Raw genomic sequence first — 20,165 nt, forward strand, 5'->3', positions numbered from 1 at the left:
GATCAGTAGGCGCCGCCGAGCGACTCCTCGGCGTTCTCCTGGTCGTACTCCCGGTCGGTGATCAGCACGTTCTCCGGGATCGGCTCTCCGGCGTAGAACTTCTCGGCGGTGGCGAAGGCGAGCGGGCCGAACCGCGGGTTGGACTCGATGACGGCGTTCATCTCGCCCTTGGCGAGGGCCTGGACGGCGTTGCGGGTGCCGTCGACGGAGACGATCTTGACGTCCTCGCCGGGCTTCTTGTTGTTGGCCTTGAGGGCGGTGACGGCCCCGAGGCCCATCTCGTCGTTCTCGGCGTAGACGCCGGTGATGCCGGGCTTGGACTGGATGAGCTGCTCCATCACCTGCTGGCCCTTGTCGCGGGCGAACTCACCGGTCTGCTGGGCGACGATCCTCAGGTCCGGCGCCTTCTCCTTCACCCGGTCCACGAAGCCCTTGGTGCGGTCGGTGGTGACGTTGTTGCCGGAGGCGCCGAGGAGGATCGCGACCTCGCCCTTGCCGCCGGTCGCCTCGATCATCGCGTCGGCCGCCCGCTCGCCCTGCTCCACGAAGTCAGAGCCGAGGAAGGAGAGGTAGTCCTCGCACGCCTCGGCGTTGACCTTACGGTCGATGGTGAGGACCGGGACCTTCTTGGCGGCGGCGGCCTTGAACGCGGGCTCGAGTCCGTCGGAGTTGAGTGGCGCGACGATCAGGAACTGGGCGCCCTGCGCGAGCATGTCCTGGATGTCGCTGATCTGCTTGGGCAGTTGCGACTGGGCGTTGGTGGTGAGCAGCTTCTTGACTCCGGCCTTGGCCGCCTCGTCCTTGATCGACTGCGTCTCGGCGATCCGGAACGGGTTGGCCTCCTTCTCCGACTGGGAGAAGCCCACCACGGCGTCCTTGAGGTCGAGTCTGGGCGCCCCGTAGGTCTCCAGGGAACAGCCCTTCCCGGAGGTGCCGGCGGGCCGGGTGGCCTGGGCGCCCGCGGCCGCGTCGCCCTTCGAGGTGTCGGCCGTCTCCGGTTTGGAGCAGCCGGAGGCGGCCAGCGTGGCCGTGGCGGCGAGCAGGCAGGCCAGGGCGAGAGTGCGGGTGCGGCGCGGGGTGTTCATCCTCGAACGCTCCTTGGGCGGGCCGGGAGGCTGTCAGGGCGGGACGGGCGTACGCCGCACGGCCGGGCGGCGGGGGCCATGGCCCGGCGTGCGGGGACGGGCGGCGGTACGGACGGTGCGCGGGCCCGACGCGGCCGCGCGGCGGCGTCGGGCGGTCGTACGGGCGGTGCGGCGGTACGCGGTGCGGGTCGTACGGGCGGAGCGGTCGTACGCGGTGCGGTGGCACGCAGTGCTGGGCCGGGCGGCGGGCCGACCCGCCGGGGGCGGGGCGGTGCAGGGGCGCCGCCCCGGCACGCGCCACCTGGGCCCGATTGCCGAAACTCCCTGGCCCGGCGGCGAGTTCGGGCCGTCCGGCGGCGCGATTTACAACGTTATACAGGCGGCCGGTCATGGCGGCAAGACCGTCGCCGGGAGATTTCCCCGAGCCCGGCCAGGCCCCTTCGGGGCCCTCTACGGCGGGGCGACGGGGCCTCACCCCCGCCCCTGCCGGATCTCTGGACAGCCGCCGCACACCGTGCTGTCATACCGCCGAGCGCCGGATTTCCAACGTTGCACAACCGGCCCCGGCCCCGCCGCCGCACCGGCACGGGGCACGGTCCGCCCTGCCCGGCGCCGCGAGCCGCACCGCCGCACCACGCCAGAGCCGCAGCAACGCGCCCTGCCCGTCCCCACCCGTCCGGGGCACGCCGCGCCCGGATCCGTCCCGGGCCTCACCCGGCGCCCGGGCCGTGCCCCGTCCCGTACCTCCTCGCAGGACCGCTCCCGGCCGACCGGCCGGGGCGCCCCCCACCGCCCGAGAAGGAGACCGACCGGTGACCGACACCCGCACCCCCGACCCCGGCCAGGGCGGCCGCCCCCGCTCACGGCCCTGGCGGCGGCTGACCACCGCGCTCGCCGCCTGCGCCCTGGCCGCCACCGGCCTGGCCGCGACGCCCGCCGGCGCCGCCGGCCAGGCCGCCTGGGAACCCGTGCCCGCCCCCATGACCACCCCGTGGACCGACCAGGTGCCGGTCGACGACCCGCTCCCGGAGTACCCGCGTCCGCAGCTGACCCGCCCCGACTGGGCCGGCCTCAACGGCCTGTGGGACTTCGCGGTCACCGACGCCGACGCGGGCGTCCCCGACTCCTTCGACGAGCAGATCCGCGTGCCGTTCGTGGCCGAGTCGGCGCTCTCCGGCATCCAGCGGAAGATCACCCCCGACGACAAGCTCTGGTACCAGCGGGAGTTCACCGTCCCCGAGGACTGGGACGGCCGGGATGTGAAGCTCAACTTCGGCGGCTCCGACTGGCAGACCACGGTCTGGGTCAACGGCGAGAAGGCCGGGGAGCACAAGGGCGGCTTCGACGCCTTCGACTTCACCGTCACCGACCACCTGGAGGCGGGCGCCAACACCGTCACCGTCTCGGTCTGGGACCCGACCCAGCACGGTGGCGGCGCCGTCGGCAAGCAGCGCCAGGACGACGAGCACGACATCGAGCCGCACCCGGGCGGCGGCATCTGGTACACCGCCGCCTCCGGCATCTGGCAGACGGTGTGGCTGGAGCCGGTCGCGCCCGCCCACATCACCCGCCTCGACCTCACCCCCGAGCTGGGCGACGAGACCCTGCGCGCCACCGTGCACGCCGAGGGCGCCGAGGGACGCGAGGTGAGGGTCACCGTCCTCGACGGCGGGAAGGAGGTCGGCACGGCCACCGGCGCGGCCGGCGAGGAGCTGTCGGTCTCCGTCCCCGACCCGCGCCTGTGGTCCCCGGACGACCCGTTCCTCTACGACGTGCGGGCGGAACTGCCGCCGGCGGGCGACGCCCCGGGCGACGAGGTCGGCAGCTACGCCGGGATGCGCTCGATCGGCCTGAAGAAGATCGACGGCGTCCAGCGCCCGGTCCTGAACGGCGAGTTCGTCTTCCAGACCGGCACCCTGGACCAGGGCTACTGGCCGGACGGCCTCTACACCGCGCCGACCGACGAGGCCCTCAAGTACGACCTCCAGGCCCACAAGGACCTCGGCTTCAACATGGTCCGCAAGCACATCAAGGTGGAGCCGCAGCGCTGGTTCCACTGGGCCGACAAGCTGGGCCTGCTGGTCTGGCAGGACATGCCGTCGATGGACACCGGCAAGGTCCCGGACGCGGCCGCCCGGAAGCAGTGGGAGAAGGAGTACCACCGGATCATCGACCAGCACCGCTCGTCGCCGTCGGTCGTCATGTGGGTCAACCAGAACGAGGGCTGGGGCCAGTACGACCAGGCCCGCATCGCCGACGAGGTCAAGGCGGCCGACCCCTCCCGCCTGGTCAACAACATGAGCGGGGTCAACTGCTGCGGCGCGGTCGACGGCGGCAACGGCGACGTGGTCGACAACCACGTCTACGTCGGCCCCGGCAACACCGCCCCCGAGCCTGGCCGGGCCGCGGTCCTCGGCGAGTTCGGCGGCCTGGGGCTGCGCACCGAGGGCCACGAGTGGTACCCGGGCGGCGGCTTCAGCTACGAGGACCAGGCCGACACGGCGGCGCTGAACGACCGCTTCACCGGGCTCCTCGACGGCATCCGCCAGGGCCAGATGCCGGCCGGCCTCTCCGCCTCCGTCTACACCGAGATCACCGACGTGGAGAACGAGGTCAACGGCCTGCTCACCTACGACCGACAGGTCGTCAAGGTCGACCAGGACCGGGTCCGCGCCGCCAACCAGGCGCTGATCGACGCCTCCCGCGACCTGCCCGGCGCGGTCACCCTGCCCACCGGCGAGAACCGCTCCCTGCGGGTCACCACCGAGGGCCACACCGAGAGGTTCCTCCGCCACGAGGACGGCCTCGCCTGGACCGCCCCGGTCACCGAGGAGAGCGGCGCCACCCTCAAGGCCGACGCCACCTACAAGGTGGTCCCCGGCCTCGGTGACGAGACCTGCTACTCGCTCGAATCCCGGAACCACCCGGGTGAGTACCTGCGCCACCGCGAGTCCCGGGTCCGCCGCGACGCCGACGACGGCACCCGGCTGTTCGAGGCCGACGCGACCTGGTGCGCCGTCCCCGGCGAGGGCGGCGTCCGCCTCTCCAGCCTCAACATGTCCGGCAGCTACCTGCGCCACCACGACTCCGAGGTCTGGCTCGCCACCCCCGGCGGCAAGCAGCCCTACGACACCCTGAGCAAGTTCACCGCCGACACCACCTGGGCCCTGGAAGCCCCCTGGGCCCCCTGACCGCCCCCACGGGAAGCGGCCCCGCCCCCGGTACAGGTCCTGGTACCGGGGGCGGGGCACGACCTGCTCGGGCTGCTCAGACCGGCCCGGCCAGCCCCTCCAGCGCCTCGGCCACCTCCTCCAGGAAGGCGGCGGTGGCCCGGCGGCTGCACGGCAGCTCGGGGTTCCACGGCAGCACCGGGGCGTCGGCGGTCAGTGTGCGCCAGGCGGCCGACCCCGCCGGTGTCCGGGGCTGCTCGGCGTTGCTACGGGCGTCGCTGAGGACCAGGTTCGGGGTGAGTCCGACGGCCTTGTCCCAGGCCGTCGTACGCCAGTTGACGCCACCCTCCTCACCGGGGTCGGTGAGCCGCACCCCGAGGTCGGCCAGGCGGCGCAGCTCCGGCCAGGCCGACGGACGGGCCAGGTGGACCTTCTCCGGCCCCGCCGGGGAGAGCGCCAGCACGCGGACCCCGGGAGCGCGCCGGGCGGCGGCGGCGAGCCGCTCCTCGGCGGCCACCAGCCGTTCCGCGCCCTCCTCGGCCCGCCCGCCGAGGGCCACCGCCAGCTCGGCGAACCGCTCCAGCAGCCGGGCCTGCGGCACCTCTCCGGCGACCGACAGGGCGATGACCGGCAGGTGCGCCCGCTCGGCCGTCCCGTCGTCCACGGCGTAGGCGTGCTTCCCGTCGTACGTCACGTCCACGATCAGTTCGGGGCCCTCGCTCAGCAGCCGTTCCTCGTCCAGCGCGCCGGACGGCCCGAGGTAGGGCACGTCCGCCGGGGCGTCCGCGCCCCACTTGGCCGGATCAGGACGCTCCCCGTCGTGCCCGGAACCGAACACGGCGACGGGCCGCACCCCCAGATCGGCCAGGACCGCGCCCGCCCTGAGGTAGGCCGCCACCCGCCGCGGCCTGTGCTCCGACCGCACCGTGACACCCCGGTCGTCGGTGAACTCCCACGCCATACGCCACCCGCCCCTTCGCACACTCGCCCGGTTCCTGCCGGGCTCCACCATCCGCCCGCCGATGGCTCCGCACAACCCCCGCCTGACGCCCGCCCCCCTTGACCGGCCATTCGGCCGGCACATGCCCGCTGGGCGGGAAGCCCGACGGCCGCCCACCCCCGGGAGGGGTGGGCGGCCGTCGTGGGCTCGGTCAGCTCGCGTCGGTCTCGATGACGCCGACGCGCTCCTCGGGCGTCGTCCCGAGCAGCGCCTGGCGCATCGCGCCGATGACGTCCTCGGGGGTGACGGGCGTCCTGTCGCCGGTACCGCGGGTGATCATGATTCCGTCGAAGGTGTTGCCGTACAGCTTCTTCAGCGCGGCCTGGTCGTACTTCTCGACCAGCTTGCCGTCGACCGCCTGCACGCTGAGGATCTGCGGCAGCGAGCGCTCGGGGCCGAACGGGATGGAGGCTTCCCCGGCCTTGACCGTCACGATGCCGGACATCGCCGGGACGGCGAACTCCTTCATCATGCGGTCCACCTCGGTTTTGGAGACGGTCGGTTCGCGGGTCGCCATCGGCACCGCCACCGGTGCGCTCTCCCCGCTCGCCACCTGCGTGCGGTACGCCTGCTCGACGGCGTTGACCGAGCCCTTCACGTCGAGGGTCTTGCCGGCCTTGCCGTAGACGGGGACGGGTTCGCCGCTCTTGAAGGAGATCGAGCCCTCCACGGCGGACCCGGCCGTGCCCGCGAGCCGGTCGAGGGCGTCGGCCAGCTTCTCCTTGTCGACGGGCATCGTCGGTTCGACCACCCGCTCCTGGCCGAAGAGCGAGCCCACGACGGTGACCGGGTTGTAGTCGCTGGCGGCGGCGGACCGGGCGGTCGCCTCGCTGTCCAGCGAGAGCCCGGCCTGTGCCGGCTTCAACTCGGCCTGCTTGCCGTCCACGTCGAGGGCGAGCGGCAGGGCGGTGCGCTCGCCGAAGGCGGCGTCGAGCTTCTTGACCGCCTCGTCGTGGGTGGAGCCGCCGATGTCCACCCCGAGGACGGTGGTGCCCTTCGGCACGTCGGCGTGGCCCATGAGCAGCCCCGCGCCGTACAGCCCGGCGCCGACCACGACCACGGCCGCGCCGAGCAGGACCAGCTTGTTGCGGCCTTTCCTCTTCGCCGGGCGGGAGGTCTCCGGCTCGGGCTCGCCGAGCGGCTCGGGCAGCCGGGGCGGGGTGTGCGGCAGCGGCCCGTCGCGGTGGGCGCCCGGCCCTCCGGGGCCGCCGGGTCCGAACGGTCCGCCGGGGGCGTCCGCGGCGGGGCCGGGCGGGACGACGGGCAGGCCGCTGGTGAGCGTGTCGCCGGAGACGTGCTCACGTTCGGCGGGCCGCTCCGGGGCGGGCTTCTGCGGGGTGAGGACCGCGGTGTCGTCGCTCATCGGTCCCGCCGGGCCGCGGGGGCCGCCGGGGCGCGGAGGGCTCCCGGTGTCGCCGACACGCGGCACACCGCCCGTGTCGCCTTGCCCGCCGGGGGCCCGGCCGCCGTCGGAGAGCACCGGGCGGACCGTCGAGTCGCCGCTAACCGGGCCACCGGTGGGGCCGTCCGGACGGGCGGGGCCCGGGCCCAACGGCCCCTGGGCGACGGCCCGGGAGACGTCGAACGACCCGGTGGTGCCGTTACGGCCGGGGGTGCCGGTCGGGCCGGTGTCGCCGGTGGCGCCCGAACCGTAGGACGCCTGCCCGGAACCGCCCGGCCGCTTACCGGCGCCGGGACCACCGGGACCGCCGGCCGCGGCGCCGGCGGGACCGGCGGAGGCCGGTGTTCCGCCGCTCTGGCCCGCGCCGCCGCCGGTGGCGGCCGGACGACCGGCGCTCTTGCGCGGGGCGAACCAGTCGCTGGTGGGCTTCTCGGCGGCGCGCGGCGCCTCTTCGGCGGGTGCCTCGGCACCGGGGTTGCCGCCGGGGCGCTCCCCGCCGCCCCTGGCGGACGGGCCGGACCGCTCGGCGGCGGGCGCGGGCGCAGCCGTCTCGCCCGTCTCGGCGTCGGCGTCCTTCTCGGCGACGGGGGTACGCATGACGACCGGCGGGATGGGCCGCGATCCGGGGATGTTGATCCGGATACGCGTCGTCAGCGTGGTCTCGGTCTTCCGTTCGGCGTCGCCCCGGTCGGCCGCGGCCGGGCCGCGCTCGTCGGCGCCGCCCGCGGCGGACGCCCCGTACGGCGGGGTCCCCGAGGGGTAGGCGGTGTTGTCGCGGCCCTGGGGTCCGGACGACGAACTGTCAGTTTCACGACTCAAGGCAGGTTCTCCCGATCGGCTCCACCGCCCCTGTCGGCCTTGCTCGGGGTTTGTCAGACACCCCCTGGGGCGGTTCGGCGGCGCGCACCACCATACTGGCCGCCACCGGTCCGCAACGTGCGCCTGGCGTTCAAACCATCCGTGGGGCTCATGGTGCTCATGTGGGGGAAGTGGTAAGTCCGTGCCCAACTGGGACGGCTCGGGCGCTCGGACGCCGTGGCGTCAGGCGCCGCCCGGGCTCGGACGCCAGACGGTGGCGCACATCACAGCCAGCGCCATTCCGCCGAGGAGGAACAGGTACGAGCCGCCGCCCGCCGCGAAGACGAAGTCGCCCTCGGGGCGCGTGGTGGTGAGCAGGATGACCGCGAGCATCCACCCCGCGGCCGAGGAGACCGCCCCGCCCCGCGCCCGCGCCAACAGCCCCGAACCGGTGAACGCCCCCACGGCGGCGACCAGGGCCAGCAGCAGCCCGCCGGGGAACCAGGCCGCCTGGAGCAGGCTCCCCGCCACGCCGACGACGGCGCCGAGCAGGAACAGCGGGACGTACAGGGCCAGTCGGCGCGCGGAGAAGCCGCCGCCGGAGAAGCCGAGCAGCTGTGCCGCGGACGGCGGCGCCTGCCCCGCCCCGGCGCGGGTGGCTCCGGAGGGCCGGGGAGCGGAGCCGCCGCGGGCGGCGCTCATCGCGCGCTCCCGGCGTCGGCCGGGGCGCCGTCCGCTCCGTCGGCCGGGTCGAGCCCGGCGAACAGGTCGGTCTCCCACGGGTCCGTGGGTGCCTGGGGCGCGGGGACGACCCGCTCGTAGTACTCGACGGCGAAGAGCGGCTGGGCCCGCTCGTTGGAGAGGACGAAGAGCGGTTCCGCGACGGTGATCTGGGTGGCGTGCGCGCGCATCGCGGCCGCCTTCGCGCCGGCGTACGCGGTGCCGTCCACCACGGTGGTGACCTGTGCGTCGGCGACCGCCCCGGGGAGGTCGGCGACCTCCCCGGCCTGGGTGAACGGGGAGTCGGCCAGCGCCTCGGGCAGCGCCGCGAACGCCTCGTCCGCCACCGAGCGCGGTACGCGGTTCCAGTAGATCCGGGTGATCCGGTGGGCCGGGCCGAGCTCGGGGCGCAGCCCGGGGTCGGCGGCCAGCTCGGCGGCGCGGTGGGCGACCCGGTGGGCCTGGATGTGGTCGGGGTGGCCGTAGCCCCCGTCGGGGTCGTAGGTCACCAGGACCTGCGGGCGGACCTCGCGGATCACCTCGACCAGGTGGAGCGCGGCCTCGTCCACGTCGGCGCTCCAGAACGCGCGGGGCGCGGTGTTCTGCGGCAGGCCCATCATCCCGGAGTCGCGGTAGCGTCCGGCGCCACCGAGGAAGCGGTGGTCCTGCACGCCGAGTTCGCGCATGGCGGCGGACAGCTCGCCGACCCGGTGCGGGCCGAGCGCGTCGTCCCGGTCGGCGGCGAGCCGCGCCAGTTCGGGCGGGATGACCTCGCCCTCCTCGCCGAGGGTGCAGGTCACCAGGGTGACGTGGACCCCCTCGGCGGCGTAGCGGGCCATGGTGGCGCCGTTGTTGATGGACTCGTCGTCCGGGTGCGCGTGGACGAGCAGGAGTCGGCGGGCGGGCAGATCCGTCATGGGCCCACCCTACGAGGCGGCGGGGCGCACGGCGGAGCAGCCCGGGGTGGCGGCGCCGGGCCGCGCCGCCACCCCGGACGGCGTCAGAACTTGATGCCGCCGATCATGCCCGCCACGTTCGAGGTGAAGTCCCCGATCATCGGGCCCACGGACGAGCTGGCCAGGTAGAAGCCCAGCAGGACGCAGACCAGGGCGTGCGCTCCCTTGAGACCCGATTTGCGGATCAGCAGGAAGACGACGATCAGCAGCAGCACCACCGCCGAAATCGAGAGTGCCACGGCGGATCACCTCCGGTTTCCTCGGTGGACCGATCTCTTGGATCTGGGACGCCGTCCCGGGCGGGGCGGCGCGGTCAACTCGTGTGCGGGCAGGGCGGAACAGCCCGGTACGCAGATACCTACCCACCAGGCGCTACGGATCATAACTATCCGTACACGCGCGTGGATCGGCGCACGGCAGCACAAGGGGGCGCTTGAGCCATAGTCTCCTGGCATGTCTACCGAACACCTCACCTTCCCGCGGCAGCACGCGCGGACCCAGCGGTTCACCCTGGGGGCGCCCCGGGCCTTCACCGTGGCCCCGGACGGCTCCCGCGTCGCGTTCCTGCGCTCCGCCTCCGGCACCGAACGGGCCCAGGGCCTCTGGGTGCTGGATCTGGACGCAGACGCCCACGAGCGTCCCGTCGCCGACCCGGCGGCCCTGCTGGCCGGTGCCGGCGAGCAGCTCTCGGCCGCCGAGCGGGCCCGCCGCGAGCGCAGCAGGGAGGGCGGCGCGGGCATCGTCGGGTACGCCGTGGACGAGGCGGTCGAGACGGCCGCGTTCACCCTCTCGGGACGGCTGTACGTGGCCGACCTGCGCGCCGAGGGGACCGCTCCGGCGCCGGTGCGCCAACTCGACGTGCCCGGCCCGGTGATCGACCCGCGCCCCTCGCCGGACGGCCGGTACGTGGCGTACACGGTGCGCGGGGCGCTGCGGGTGGTGGCGGCCGACGGCAGCGGCGACCGGCCGGTGGCCGAGCCGGAGTCGGAGTCGGTGACCTACGGCCTCGCGGAGTTCGCGGCGGCCGAGGAGATGGACCGCTCGCGCGGCTTCTGGTGGGCGCCGGACAGCTCGGCGCTGCTGGTGGAACGGGCCGACGACGCGCCCGTGGCCCGCTGGTGGATCGCCGACCCGGCCCGCCCGGCGGCGGAACCGGCCCGGGTGGCGTACCCGGCGGCGGGCACCCCCAACGCCGAGGTGCGCCTCTTCGCGTACCCGCTGGACGGCACCGCCCGCACCGAGATCGGCTGGGACCGGACCCGTCATCCGTACCTGGCACGCGTGCTGTGGGACGCGACCGGTCCGCTGCTGCTGGTGCAGGCCCGTGACCAGCGCGAGCAGCTCTACCTGGCCGCCGATCCGGCCACCGGCGCGACGCGGATGATCCACGCCGACGAGGACCCGAGCTGGCTCGACCTGCACGCGGGTGCCCCGGCCCGGACCCCGGACGGGCGGCTGGTGCGGATCGCCGACGAGGGCGGCGCTCGCGTGCTGGCCGTCGGCGACCGGCCGCTGACCGGGGACGCCTTCCACGTCCGGGGCCTGCTCGACGTCGGCGCCGACGACCTGCTGGTCTCGGTCTCGGCGGGGCCGGGCGCCGAGGAGCCGGAGACGGGCGAGGTCCACGTCCTGCGCGTCAACGAGCTGGGCACGGAGCGGGTGAGCACCGGACCGGGGGTGCACGGCGCGGTCCGCGGCGGCCCGGTCACCGTGCTGGTCTCCTCGGTCCTCGACCGGCCCGGGCAGCGGGCCCGGGTGCTGCGCGGCGGCGAGGAGGTCGCCGTCATCGCCTCGCACGCAGAAAGTCCGGTAATCGCCCCTCGGCCGACGCTCACCCTGGCCGGCGAGAGCCGGATCCCCGCCGCCGTGCTGCTCCCCTCCGGCCACCGGGCGGGCGACGGGCCGCTCCCGGTGCTCCTGGACCCCTACGGCGGCCCGCACGGCCAGCGGGTGCTCGCCGCCCACAACGCCCACCTCACCTCCCAGTGGTTCGCCGACCAGGGGTTCGCGGTGGTCGTCGCCGACGGCCGGGGCTCCCCGGGCCGCTCCCCCGCCTGGGAGAAGGCGATCCGCCACGAGTTCACGGCCACCCTGGACGACCAGGTGGAGGCGGTGCACGCGCTGGCCGAGGAGTTCCCGCTGGACCTGACCCGGGTCGGCATCCGCGGCTGGTCGTACGGCGGATACCTGGCGGCGCTCGCCGTACTGCGCCGCCCCGACGTCTTCCACGCGGGCGTCGCCGGGGCCCCCGTGACCGACTGGCGGCTCTACGACACGCACTACACCGAGCGGTACCTCGGCGACCCCGCGGAGGCCGGCGGGGAGGTCTACGCCCGCAACTCGCTGGTCACCGACGAGGGACTGTCCGGCGCCGCCGGCCCGCACCGCCCGCTGATGATCGTGCACGGCCTCGCCGACGACAACGTGGTGGCCGCGCACACCCTGCGCCTGTCCAGCGCCCTGCTGGCGGCGGGCCGCCCGCACGAGGTGCTGCCGCTCTCCGGCGTCACCCACATGACCCCGCAGGAGCAGGTCGCGGAGAACCTTCTCCTGCTCCAGGTCGACTTCCTGAAGCGCTCGCTGGGCATCGTCTGACGCGCGCCGGGCGCCCCGGAGGCATCGCGGGAGCGAGAAGGCGGACCGACCGGAGCGCGGACGCTCCGGTCGGCCTACGGCACCCGCACGGCCGTACGCTGTCGACTCTGCACCGTCCGTACGTCGCGACCGTGTCCGTCATGTTGCCGTCGCGTCAACGCGGTTGCTCCGGAATCGTCCTCCCCGTCAGGAGTCCGCCGGACCGGCGCCCCGCCCGTCGTCCCCCTCGCCCCCGGCCTCGCCGCCGGACTCCTCCCCGGCCTGCACCACGATCTGCTTCTCCTCCGCGAAGTGGCACGCGGAGGGGTGGGCCGCGGGGCCCTTGGCGCCCTGGAGGACGGCGGGGACGACGAGCAGCGGCTCCTCCAGGGCGCACCGGTCCTGCGCCTTCCAGCAGCGGGTGCGGAAGTGGCAGCCCGAGGGCGGGTTGGCGGGCGAGGGGACGTCGCCGGTGAGGATGATGCGCTCGCGGCGCTCGCGGGCGCCCGGGTCGGGGACGGGGACGGCGGAGAGCAGGGCCTGGGTGTAGGGGTGGGTGGGGTGCTGGTAGATCTCCTCGTCGGTGCCGGTCTCGACGATCTTGCCGAGGTACATGACGGCTACCCGGTCGGAGATGTGCCGCACGATGGACAGGTCGTGCGCGATGAAGACGTAACTGAGGTCGAACTGGTCCTGGAGCCGCTCCAGGAGGTTGACGACCTGCGCCTGGACGGAGACGTCGAGGGCGGAGACCGGCTCGTCGGCGACGATGATCTCCGGGCGCAGGGCCAGGCCCCGGGCGATGCCGATGCGCTGGCGCTGCCCGCCGGAGAACTGGTGCGGGTACCGGTTGATGTACTCCGGGTTGAGCCCGACCACGTCGAGGAGTTCCCGCACCCGCTTGCGCCGCGACCCCTTGGGGGCCACCTCGGGGTGGATCTCGTACGGTTCGCCGATGATGTCGCCGACGGTCATCCGCGGGTTGAGCGAGGTGTACGGGTCCTGGAAGACCATCTGGATGTTCCGGCGGACCGCCCTCAGCGCGCGGCCCGACAGGCGGGAGACGTCCTCGCCCTTGTAGCGGATCTCGCCCGCGGTCGGGCGCTCCAGGTGGACCAGCATCCGGGCGACGGTGGACTTGCCGCAGCCGGACTCGCCGACGATGCCGAGGGTCTCGCCCTCGTGCAGGGCGAACGACACCCCGTCGACCGCCTTGACCGCGCCGACCTGGCGGCGGAAGACGATGCCCTGGGTCAGCGGGAAGTGCTTGACCAGGTGGTGGACCTCCAGGACGGGTTCGCCGGCCGCCCGGGTGGACTCCAGGCGGGAGCGGGTCAGCAGGTCCTCGGTGGACGGGGGCTGGTTGCGGACGGTCGCGTCGTCACGGGTCGCGCCGGTGTTCGCCGCGCCCTCGTCGGGGCCGGGCCGCTCATCGGGGTCCATCGAGCGTCTCCTTCCAGAAGTGGCAGGCGCTCCGGCGGCGCGGGTCCACCTCGTAGAGCGGCGGCACGTCGGTGCGGCAGACCTCGCGGGCCTGCGGGCAGCGCGGATGGAAGGCGCAGCCCGGCGGGATGGCCAGCAGGTTGGGCGGCAGCCCCTTGATCGCGTACAGCTCGCGGCCCTTCTGGTCCAGGCGCGGGATGGAGTCGAGCAGGCCGCGGGTGTAGGGGTGGGCGGGGGCCCGGTAGATGTCGTCGACGGGGGCGGTCTCGACGATCCGCCCGGCGTACATCACCGCGATCTTGTCGGCGACGTCGGCGACGACACCGAGGTCGTGGGTGATGAGGATGAGCCCCATGTTGTACTCGCGCTGGAGCTCCGCGAGCAGCTCCATGACCTGGGCCTGCACCGTCACGTCGAGCGCCGTGGTGGGCTCGTCGGCGATGATCAGCTTGGGCTCCAGCGCCATCGCCATGGCGATCATGATGCGCTGGCGCATACCGCCGGAGAACTGGTGCGGGTACTGGTTGACGCGTTCGGCGGCCGCCGGGATGCGGACCCGGTCCATCAGCTCGACCGCCTTCGCCTTGGCGTCCTTGCGTGACATGCCGCGGTGCACCGTGAACATCTCGCCGAGCTGGTCGCCGACGGTGAGCACCGGGTTGAGCGAGGAGAGCGCGTCCTGGAAGATCATCGCCATCTCCGCGCCGCGCACCTTGCGCCGCCGGTCCTCCTTGAGGGGCAGCAGGTCGCGCCCCTCGAAGAGGATCTGGCCGCCGGTGATGTGCCCGGGCGGGGTGTCGAGGATGCCCATGACGGCCTGGGCGGTGACGGACTTGCCGGAGCCGGACTCACCGAGGACGGCCAGCGTCTCCCCCGCGTCGACGGAGTAGGAGACGCCGTTGACGGCCTTGGCGACGCCTTCCCTGGTGTGGAACTCCACCTGGAGGTCGCGCACGTCGAGCAACATCGGCAGCAGCTCCTCAGCGCAGTTTGGGGTCGAGGGCGTCACGGACGGCGTCGCCGAGCATGATGAAGGCCAGCACGGTGATGGCGAGCGCCCCGGCCGGCCAGAGCAGCATGTGCGGGGCGTTGCGGACGTTGGCGGAGGCGTCGGAGATGTCGATGCCCCAGGAGACCGTGGGCGGCCGCAGCCCGACGCCGAGGAAGGAGAGCGTCGCCTCCAGCGCGATGTACGTACCGAGCGCGATGGTGGCGACGACGATGACGGGGGCCACCGCGTTCGGCGTGATGTGGCGCAGCAGCATCCGGGTGTTGGACGCGCCGAGGGCCCGCGCCGCCTGCACGTAGTCGTTCTGCTTGGCGGTGATGACCGAGCCGCGGGCGATGCGGGAGATCTGCGGCCAGCCCAGCAGCACCATGAAGCCGATGACGGGCCAGATGGTGGTGGAGGTGACCACGGAGAGCAGGACGAGTCCGCCGAGGACGACCGGGATGGCGAAGAACATGTCGGTGATCCGGGAGAGGACCGCGTCCCAGACGCCGCCGAAGAAACCGGCGAGGCCGCCGAGGACGCTGCCGAGGACGGCGACGCCGAGGGTGGCGAGGACGCCGACGGCGACCGAGGTGCGGGCGCCGTAGACGGTCCGGGTGTACACGTCGCAGCCCTGCTGGTTGAAGCCGAAGGGATGGCCCGGCTGGGAGCCCTCCTGGGACTTGGCGAGGTCGCAGGAGAGCGGGTTCCCGGAGGCGATGAGCGAGGGCCAGACCGAGATGACCACCAGGAAGAGGATGATCAGCGAGGAGATCAGGAAGACCGGGTTGCGGCGCAGGTCGCGCCAGGCGTCCGACCACAGGGAGCGGGGCCTGGTGTCGGGACCGCCGTCCTCGGGATCGCGTCCCTCCAGGCTGATGCCCTCGCTCATGGCCATGTCGGTGGCGGCGCCCGCCCCGGCCGCCGAGATGGCCGACTTGTCGTCCGGGAGGCCGGGCTGCTGCGGGTCAGGCATAGCGGATCCTCGGGTCGAGTACGGCGTAGAGGAGGTCGACGATGAGGTTGGCGACGAGGAAGACGAGGACCAGGATCGTGACGAAGCCGACCACGGTCTGCGTGTTCTGCCGCAGGATGCCCTGGTAGAGCTGGAAGCCGACGCCGTGGATGTTGAAGATCCGTTCGGTGACGATGGCGCCGCCCATCAGGGCGCCGATGTCGGTGCCGATGAAGGTGACGACGGGGATCAGCGAGTTGCGCAGCAGGTGCCGGGTGATGACGCGGCGCCGGGGCAGCCCCTTGGCGACGGCGGTGCGGACGTAGTCGGCGCGCCGGTTCTCGGCGATCGAGGTCCGGGTGAGCCGGGTGACGTACGCCAGCGAGACCGAGGCGAGGACGAGGCCGGGGACGAAGAGTTCACCGAAGGTGGCCTCTGCGGAGACGGCCGGCTTGATCCAGCCCCACTTGACGCCGAGCAGCAACTGCACGAGCAGGCCGGTGACGAAGGTCGGGACGGAGATCACCACGAGGGTGAGGACGAGGACGCCGGTGTCGACCGGCTTGCCGCGGCGCAGGCCCGTGACGACGCCGAGGGCGATCCCGATGATGATCTCCAGGACGATCGCCACGATGGTCAGCCGGATCGTCACGGGGAACGCGGTGCCCATGAGTTCGGTGACCTTCTGGCCGTTGAACGCCGTCCCGAAGTCACCGGTGAAGACGTTCCCCATGTACGTCAGGTACTGCTGCCAGACGGGCTTGTCGAGGCCGAGGTCGGTGCGGAGCCGCTGGGCGGTGGCGGGGTCGCACTGCCGGTCGCCGCAGAGCCCGGCGACGGGGTCGCCCATCACGTTGACCATCAGGAAGATCAGCAGCGTGGCGCCGATGAAGACGGGGATCATCTGCAACAGGCGCCGGATCACATAACGTCCCATGGACGGCTCCGGGTTCGGATCGGGCGGCGGGCGGGTACGGGGCGCCCGGCCCGGTGCCGCGCGGGGCGGCGGCCGGGCCGGGCGGGGGCGCTCAGCCGACCTTGATCTCGTTGTAGACGGGGACGCTGAAGGGGTTCAGCTCGACGTTGGAGATGCGCTCGGAGTAGCCCGCGCTGCCGTTCTGGTACCAGAGCGGGATGGCGCCCATCTCGTCCCGCAGGACCTCCTCGGCCTGCTGGAACTTCTCCACCGCCTTGGTGGTGTCGGACTCGGCGTTGGCCTCGTCGACCAGCTTGTCGAACTTCTCGTTGGACCACTCGCCGTCGTTGGAGGAGGCGTTGGTGTAGTAGAGCGGCTGGAGGAAGTTCTGGATCAGCGGGTAGTCCATCTGCCAGCCGGCGCGGAACGGTCCGGGCATCTTCCGGTCGCCGATCTTGTTGCGGAAGTCGGCGAAGGTGCCGGTGGGGTCGCCGACGCAGGCGCGGTCCTGGCCCAGCGCGTTGTTGATGCTGTTGCACACCGCGTCGACCCAGTCCTTGTGGCTGCCGGTGTCGGCGTTGTAGCCGAGCCGGATGGTGCCGCCGGGGATGCCGCCCCCTTCCTTGACCAGGCGCTTGGCCGCCTCCGGGTCGTACTCGCAGGCCTCGCCGCAGAGCCCTTCCTTGTAGCCGCCGTCCTTGCCGAGAACTGGTGAGGTCCAGTCGGTGGCGGGGGTGCGGGTGTTCTGGAAGATGGTCTTGGTGATCTGCTCCCGGTTGATGGCCCGGGAGATGCCCTGGCGGAGCTTGGCTCCGTCGGGGGTGTTCCACTCCTCGTCGTAGAAGGGGAACGACAGGGTCTGGATGATGCCGGCGGGGGTGTTGAGGTACCGGTCGCCGAGGTCGTTCTTGGCGTTCTTGAGCTGGGAGGCGGGGATGTCGTCGACGAGGTCGAGGTTGCCCGCGGTCAGGTCGGTGTAGGCCGTGTTGTTGTCGGTGTAGACCTTGAGGTCGACGCCGCCGTTCTGCGCCTTGTCGTCGCCGGGGTAGTCCTTCCAGGTGCGCAGCGACATCTGGGAGCCCTTGGCGTAGTTGTCCACCGTGTACGGGCCGTTGCCCACCGGCTTGGCGAGCCAGCCGTCGTGGTCCTCGAAGAAGGCGGTCGGCAGCGGCGCGAAGGCGGCGTAGCCGAGCGTCTCGGGCCAGGTGGAGAACTTCTGGTTCAGCTTGACGGTGAAGGTGCGCTCGCCGGTGACCTTCAGCCCGGAGAGGGTGCGCGCGGTGGCGTCGCCCTCCTCGGGGTGGACCTCGTCGTAGCCGTCGATGTAGCCGAAGAAGTAGGCGTTCTTCTGGTTGTTGTCCAGGTGGGCGCCGTAGTTCCAGGCGTCGACGAAGGACTTGGCGGTGACCTTCTCGCCGTTGGAGAAGGTCCAGCCGTCCTTGACGGTGATCCGGTAGTTGACCGAGTCGTCGGTCTCGATCTTCTCGGCGAGGGCGTCCTCGGCGGCACCGGTCTTCGGGTTGTACCGCTTGAGACCCCGGAAGATCATGTCCAGGACCTTGCCGCCCTGCACCTCGTTGGTGTTGGACGGCTCCAGCGGGTTCTGGGGGTCGCCCCAGGAGGAACTGACGATCCCGGCACCGTCTCCCCCTCCCCCGCCGTTCCCGCCCCCGCCGCACCCCGTGGCCGCGAGCGTGACGGCGACGGCGACGGCGGTCCACCTGGCGTGCGTGGCTCCGCGCATGAGGTGCCTCCCTCTGGGGTCCGGTGCTGATGCACTCCGGCCCCCATACCACCGCGAACCCGGCCGTACCGCACGCGCACCGGGCCCGTCCGGGGGAGCCCGGCCGGGCCGTCCCCCGCCGGGCGGCGCACGAAAGGGGCGCCCCCGGCCGCGTACGGCCGGGGGCGCCCCGTGTTCGGTGCGGAAGCTGGTCGACCGCCTCAGGCGGCGTTGACCACGTCCTTCTCCTCGGCGAAGTGGCACGCCGACTCGTGCGCGGCCGGGGTGTCCTTCCCGGTGAAGCGCTGCGGCACCGCCAGCAGCGGCTCCTCGGTGGCGCACCGCTCCTCCGCCTTCCAGCAGCGGGTGCGGAAACGGCAGCCGGACGGCGGGTTGGCGGGCGAGGGCACGTCACCGGAGAGGATGATGCGCTCGCGCCCCTCGCGGGTGGCGGGGTCCGGGACCGGCACCGCGGAGAGCAGCGCCTGCGTGTAGGGGTGGGTGGGGTGGTCGTAGATCTGCTGGTCGGAGCCGATCTCGGCCATCTTGCCCAGGTACATCACGCCGACCCGGTCGGAGATGTGCCGCACGATGGACAGGTCGTGCGCGATGAAGAGGTAGGAGAGGTTGAACTCGTCCTGGAGCTTCTCCATCAGGTTGACGACCTGCGCCTGCACGGACACGTCGAGCGCGGAGACCGGCTCGTCGCAGACGATGATCTCCGGGTTGAGCGCGAGGCCGCGGGCGATGCCGATGCGCTGGCGCTGCCCGCCGGAGAACTGGTGCGGGTACCGGTTGATGTACTCCGGGTTCAGCCCGACCACGTCGAGGAGTTCCTGCACCCGCTTGCGGCGGTCGCCCTTGGGCGCCACCTCGGGGTGGATCTCGAAGGGCTCGCCGATGATGTCGCCGACGGTCATCCGCGGGTTGAGCGAGGTGTAGGGGTCCTGGAACACCATCTGGATGTTCCGGCGGACCGCCTTCAGCGCCCGGCCCGACAGCTTGGTGATGTCGGTGCCCTTGTAGAAGACCTCACCGGAGGTGGCGGTCTCCAGGGTCATCAGCAGCTTGGCGACGGTGGACTTGCCGCAGCCCGACTCACCGACGATGCCGAGCGTCTCGCCCTGGTACAGGTCGAAGGAGATCCCGTCGACGGCCTTGACCGCGCCGATCTGCTTCTTGAAGAGGATGCCCTGGGTCAGCGGGAAGTGCTTGACCAGGTTCCGCACCTGCAGGATGGGCTCGCCGCGCTCGACCGGCGCGGTGATGGCCTCGATGGCCTCGTCCTTGGTGGGGTCGGCGACCACGTCGACGTCGGAGACGTTCGGGGTGGCGTCGGCCGGCTCGTTCTTCTTGGCCATGTCAGCCATGGATCGTCTCCTTCCAGAAGTGGCAGGCGCTGCCGCGGCCGGGCAGGTCCGTGCCGTCCTGCTCGGTGACGGGGGCCAGCGGCGGCACCTCGGTCCGGCAGATGTCCTGCGCCATCGGGCAGCGCGGGTTGAAGGCGCAGCCGGACGGGATACGCGTCAGGTTGGGCGGCAGCCCCTTGATCGCGTACAGCTCCTGGCCCTTCTGGTCCAGGCGCGGGATGGAGTCGAGCAGACCCCGGGTGTAGGGGTGCGCCGGGCGGGCGTACAGCTCGTGCACCGGGGCGGTCTCGACGATCCGCCCGGCGTACATCACCGCGATCTTGTCGGCGACGTCGGCGACGACACCGAGGTCGTGGGTGATGAGGATGAGCCCCATGTTGTACTCGCGCTGGAGCTCCGCGAGCAGTTCCATGACCTGGGCCTGCACCGTCACGTCGAGCGCCGTGGTGGGCTCGTCGGCGATGATCAGGTCCGGCTCCAGGGCGAGCGCCATGGCGATCATGATGCGCTGGCGCATACCGCCGGAGAACTGGTGCGGGTAGTCGTTGACCCGCTCCCTGGCGGCCGGGATCTTCACCCGGTCCATCAGCTCGATCGCCCTGGCCTTGGCCTCCTTCTTGGAGAGGCCCTGGTGGACGCGGAACATCTCGCCGAGCTGGTAGCCGACGGAGAGCACCGGGTTGAGCGAGGAGAGCGCGTCCTGGAAGATCATGGCGATCTTCTGGCCGCGGATCTTCCGCCGCTCCTCCTTGCCCATGGTGAGCATGTCCTGGCCGCGGAAGAGCACTTCGCCCTTGGGGATGCGGCCGGGCGGCATGTCGAGGATGCCCATGATGGCCTGGGCGGTGACGGACTTGCCGGAGCCGGACTCACCGAGGACGGCGAGGGTCTCGCCGGCGTCGACGGTGTAGTTGACCCCGTTGACGGCCTTGGCGACACCGTCGCGGGTGTGGAACTCCACGTGCAGGTCGCGGACTTCGAGCAGGTGGCCGTCGTGGTCGGCGGCCGCGCGCGGTCCGGGGACCGTCGCGGTCTTGGCGGTGGTGGTCACGTACGCCTCCC

Annotated in this window: 15 protein-coding genes; 2 read left to right on the forward strand and 13 right to left on the reverse strand. The window is 72.7% G+C overall.

Features of this window, described 5'->3' with window-relative positions:
- Positions 1-2 precede the first annotated feature (2 nt).
- Positions 3-1,085, reverse strand: a complete 1,083-nt coding sequence (locus Sdia_RS26905) for an ABC transporter substrate-binding protein (protein ID WP_100454546.1) — start codon at positions 1,083-1,085, stop codon at positions 3-5.
- An 812-nt stretch (positions 1,086-1,897) separates the two neighbouring features.
- Between Sdia_RS26905 and Sdia_RS26910 the strand changes: the two genes are divergently transcribed.
- Positions 1,898-4,276 carry an AbfB domain-containing protein gene (locus tag Sdia_RS26910; RefSeq protein WP_115067977.1) on the forward strand — a complete coding sequence of 793 codons (2,379 nt, stop codon included), beginning with the start codon at positions 1,898-1,900 and terminating at the stop codon, positions 4,274-4,276.
- 76 nt (positions 4,277-4,352) lie between these two features.
- Here Sdia_RS26910 and Sdia_RS26915 read toward each other — a convergent pair whose 3' ends face one another.
- The 5 genes from Sdia_RS26915 to Sdia_RS26935 all read right to left on the reverse strand — a co-directional run bounded on the left by Sdia_RS26915 (position 4,353) and on the right by Sdia_RS26935 (position 9,370).
- Positions 4,353-5,216 (reverse strand): TroA family protein, encoded by an 864-nt coding sequence (locus Sdia_RS26915; RefSeq protein WP_115067976.1) that lies wholly within the window; start codon positions 5,214-5,216, stop codon positions 4,353-4,355.
- Between the two features lie 190 nt (positions 5,217-5,406).
- Positions 5,407-7,476: a peptidoglycan binding domain-containing protein gene (locus Sdia_RS26920; RefSeq protein ID WP_181843951.1), complete on the reverse strand. Its 2,070-nt coding sequence runs from the start codon at positions 7,474-7,476 to the stop codon at positions 5,407-5,409.
- Positions 7,477-7,698: 222 nt separating this feature from the next.
- Positions 7,699-8,157 carry a DUF6113 family protein gene (locus Sdia_RS26925; RefSeq protein WP_100454541.1) on the reverse strand — a complete coding sequence of 153 codons (459 nt, stop codon included), beginning with the start codon at positions 8,155-8,157 and terminating at the stop codon, positions 7,699-7,701.
- On the reverse strand, positions 8,154-9,092 hold the full coding sequence (mshB, locus tag Sdia_RS26930; protein ID WP_100454539.1) for an N-acetyl-1-D-myo-inositol-2-amino-2-deoxy-alpha-D-glucopyranoside deacetylase: 939 nt from the start codon (positions 9,090-9,092) through the stop codon (positions 8,154-8,156). Before mshB ends, Sdia_RS26925 begins: the two co-directional genes overlap by 4 nt.
- A gap of 83 nt (positions 9,093-9,175) precedes the next feature.
- Complete coding sequence (locus Sdia_RS26935) at positions 9,176-9,370, reverse strand: hypothetical protein (RefSeq protein WP_100454536.1); 195 nt, start codon at positions 9,368-9,370, stop codon at positions 9,176-9,178.
- A gap of 214 nt (positions 9,371-9,584) precedes the next feature.
- Between Sdia_RS26935 and Sdia_RS26940 the strand changes: the two genes are divergently transcribed.
- Complete coding sequence (locus Sdia_RS26940; protein WP_189499803.1) at positions 9,585-11,726, forward strand: S9 family peptidase; 2,142 nt, start codon at positions 9,585-9,587, stop codon at positions 11,724-11,726.
- Positions 11,727-11,912: 186 nt separating this feature from the next.
- Here Sdia_RS26940 and Sdia_RS26945 read toward each other — a convergent pair whose 3' ends face one another.
- The 7 genes from Sdia_RS26945 to Sdia_RS26975 all read right to left on the reverse strand — a co-directional run bounded on the left by Sdia_RS26945 (position 11,913) and on the right by Sdia_RS26975 (position 20,154).
- Positions 11,913-13,148: an ABC transporter ATP-binding protein gene (locus Sdia_RS26945; protein ID WP_189499804.1), complete on the reverse strand. Its 1,236-nt coding sequence runs from the start codon at positions 13,146-13,148 to the stop codon at positions 11,913-11,915.
- A complete protein-coding gene (locus Sdia_RS26950; protein ID WP_100454530.1) occupies positions 13,135-14,115 on the reverse strand; it encodes an ABC transporter ATP-binding protein in 981 nt (326 codons plus the stop codon). The genes Sdia_RS26945 and Sdia_RS26950 overlap by 14 nt, the downstream gene beginning before the upstream one ends.
- 13 nt (positions 14,116-14,128) lie before the next feature.
- Positions 14,129-15,115 carry an ABC transporter permease gene (locus Sdia_RS26955; protein WP_100454528.1) on the reverse strand — a complete coding sequence of 329 codons (987 nt, stop codon included), beginning with the start codon at positions 15,113-15,115 and terminating at the stop codon, positions 14,129-14,131.
- The gene (locus tag Sdia_RS26960; RefSeq protein WP_100454525.1) at positions 15,108-16,031 is read right to left on the reverse strand and encodes an ABC transporter permease; all 924 of its coding nucleotides are present in this window, start codon (positions 16,029-16,031) and stop codon (positions 15,108-15,110) included. The genes Sdia_RS26955 and Sdia_RS26960 overlap by 8 nt, the downstream gene beginning before the upstream one ends.
- 91 nt (positions 16,032-16,122) lie before the next feature.
- Entirely contained in the window at positions 16,123-17,754 is a 1,632-nt protein-coding gene (locus Sdia_RS26965; RefSeq protein WP_115067973.1) for a peptide ABC transporter substrate-binding protein, read from the reverse strand.
- Positions 17,755-17,954: 200 nt separating this feature from the next.
- A complete protein-coding gene (locus Sdia_RS26970; protein WP_100454522.1) occupies positions 17,955-19,103 on the reverse strand; it encodes an ABC transporter ATP-binding protein in 1,149 nt (382 codons plus the stop codon).
- Positions 19,096-20,154: an ABC transporter ATP-binding protein gene (locus Sdia_RS26975; protein WP_115067972.1), complete on the reverse strand. Its 1,059-nt coding sequence runs from the start codon at positions 20,152-20,154 to the stop codon at positions 19,096-19,098. The genes Sdia_RS26970 and Sdia_RS26975 overlap by 8 nt, the downstream gene beginning before the upstream one ends.
- Positions 20,155-20,165 lie beyond the last annotated feature (11 nt).

The sequence above is a fragment of the Streptomyces diastaticus subsp. diastaticus genome (assembly GCF_011170125.1).
Taxonomy (GTDB): Bacteria; Actinomycetota; Actinomycetes; order Streptomycetales; family Streptomycetaceae; genus Streptomyces; species Streptomyces diastaticus.

What these genes read in the sequence shown, in the direction of transcription:
- Sdia_RS26915 (WP_115067976.1), bottom strand. Translation starts at nt 5,216, where the DNA reads ATGGCGTGGGAGTTCACCGACGACCGGGGTGTCACGGTGCGGTCGGAG.
- Sdia_RS26950 (WP_100454530.1), bottom strand. Translation starts at nt 14,115, where the DNA reads ATGTTGCTCGACGTGCGCGACCTCCAGGTGGAGTTCCACACCAGGGAA.
- Sdia_RS26925 (WP_100454541.1), bottom strand. Translation starts at nt 8,157, where the DNA reads ATGAGCGCCGCCCGCGGCGGCTCCGCTCCCCGGCCCTCCGGAGCCACC.
- Sdia_RS26970 (WP_100454522.1), bottom strand. Translation starts at nt 19,103, where the DNA reads ATGGCTGACATGGCCAAGAAGAACGAGCCGGCCGACGCCACCCCGAAC.
- Sdia_RS26905 (WP_100454546.1), bottom strand. Translation starts at nt 1,085, where the DNA reads ATGAACACCCCGCGCCGCACCCGCACTCTCGCCCTGGCCTGCCTGCTC.
- Sdia_RS26960 (WP_100454525.1), bottom strand. Translation starts at nt 16,031, where the DNA reads ATGGGACGTTATGTGATCCGGCGCCTGTTGCAGATGATCCCCGTCTTC.
- Sdia_RS26940 (WP_189499803.1), top strand. Translation starts at nt 9,585, where the DNA reads ATGTCTACCGAACACCTCACCTTCCCGCGGCAGCACGCGCGGACCCAG.
- Sdia_RS26955 (WP_100454528.1), bottom strand. Translation starts at nt 15,115, where the DNA reads ATGCCTGACCCGCAGCAGCCCGGCCTCCCGGACGACAAGTCGGCCATC.
- Sdia_RS26945 (WP_189499804.1), bottom strand. Translation starts at nt 13,148, where the DNA reads ATGGACCCCGATGAGCGGCCCGGCCCCGACGAGGGCGCGGCGAACACC.
- Sdia_RS26965 (WP_115067973.1), bottom strand. Translation starts at nt 17,754, where the DNA reads ATGCGCGGAGCCACGCACGCCAGGTGGACCGCCGTCGCCGTCGCCGTC.
- mshB (WP_100454539.1), bottom strand. Translation starts at nt 9,092, where the DNA reads ATGACGGATCTGCCCGCCCGCCGACTCCTGCTCGTCCACGCGCACCCG.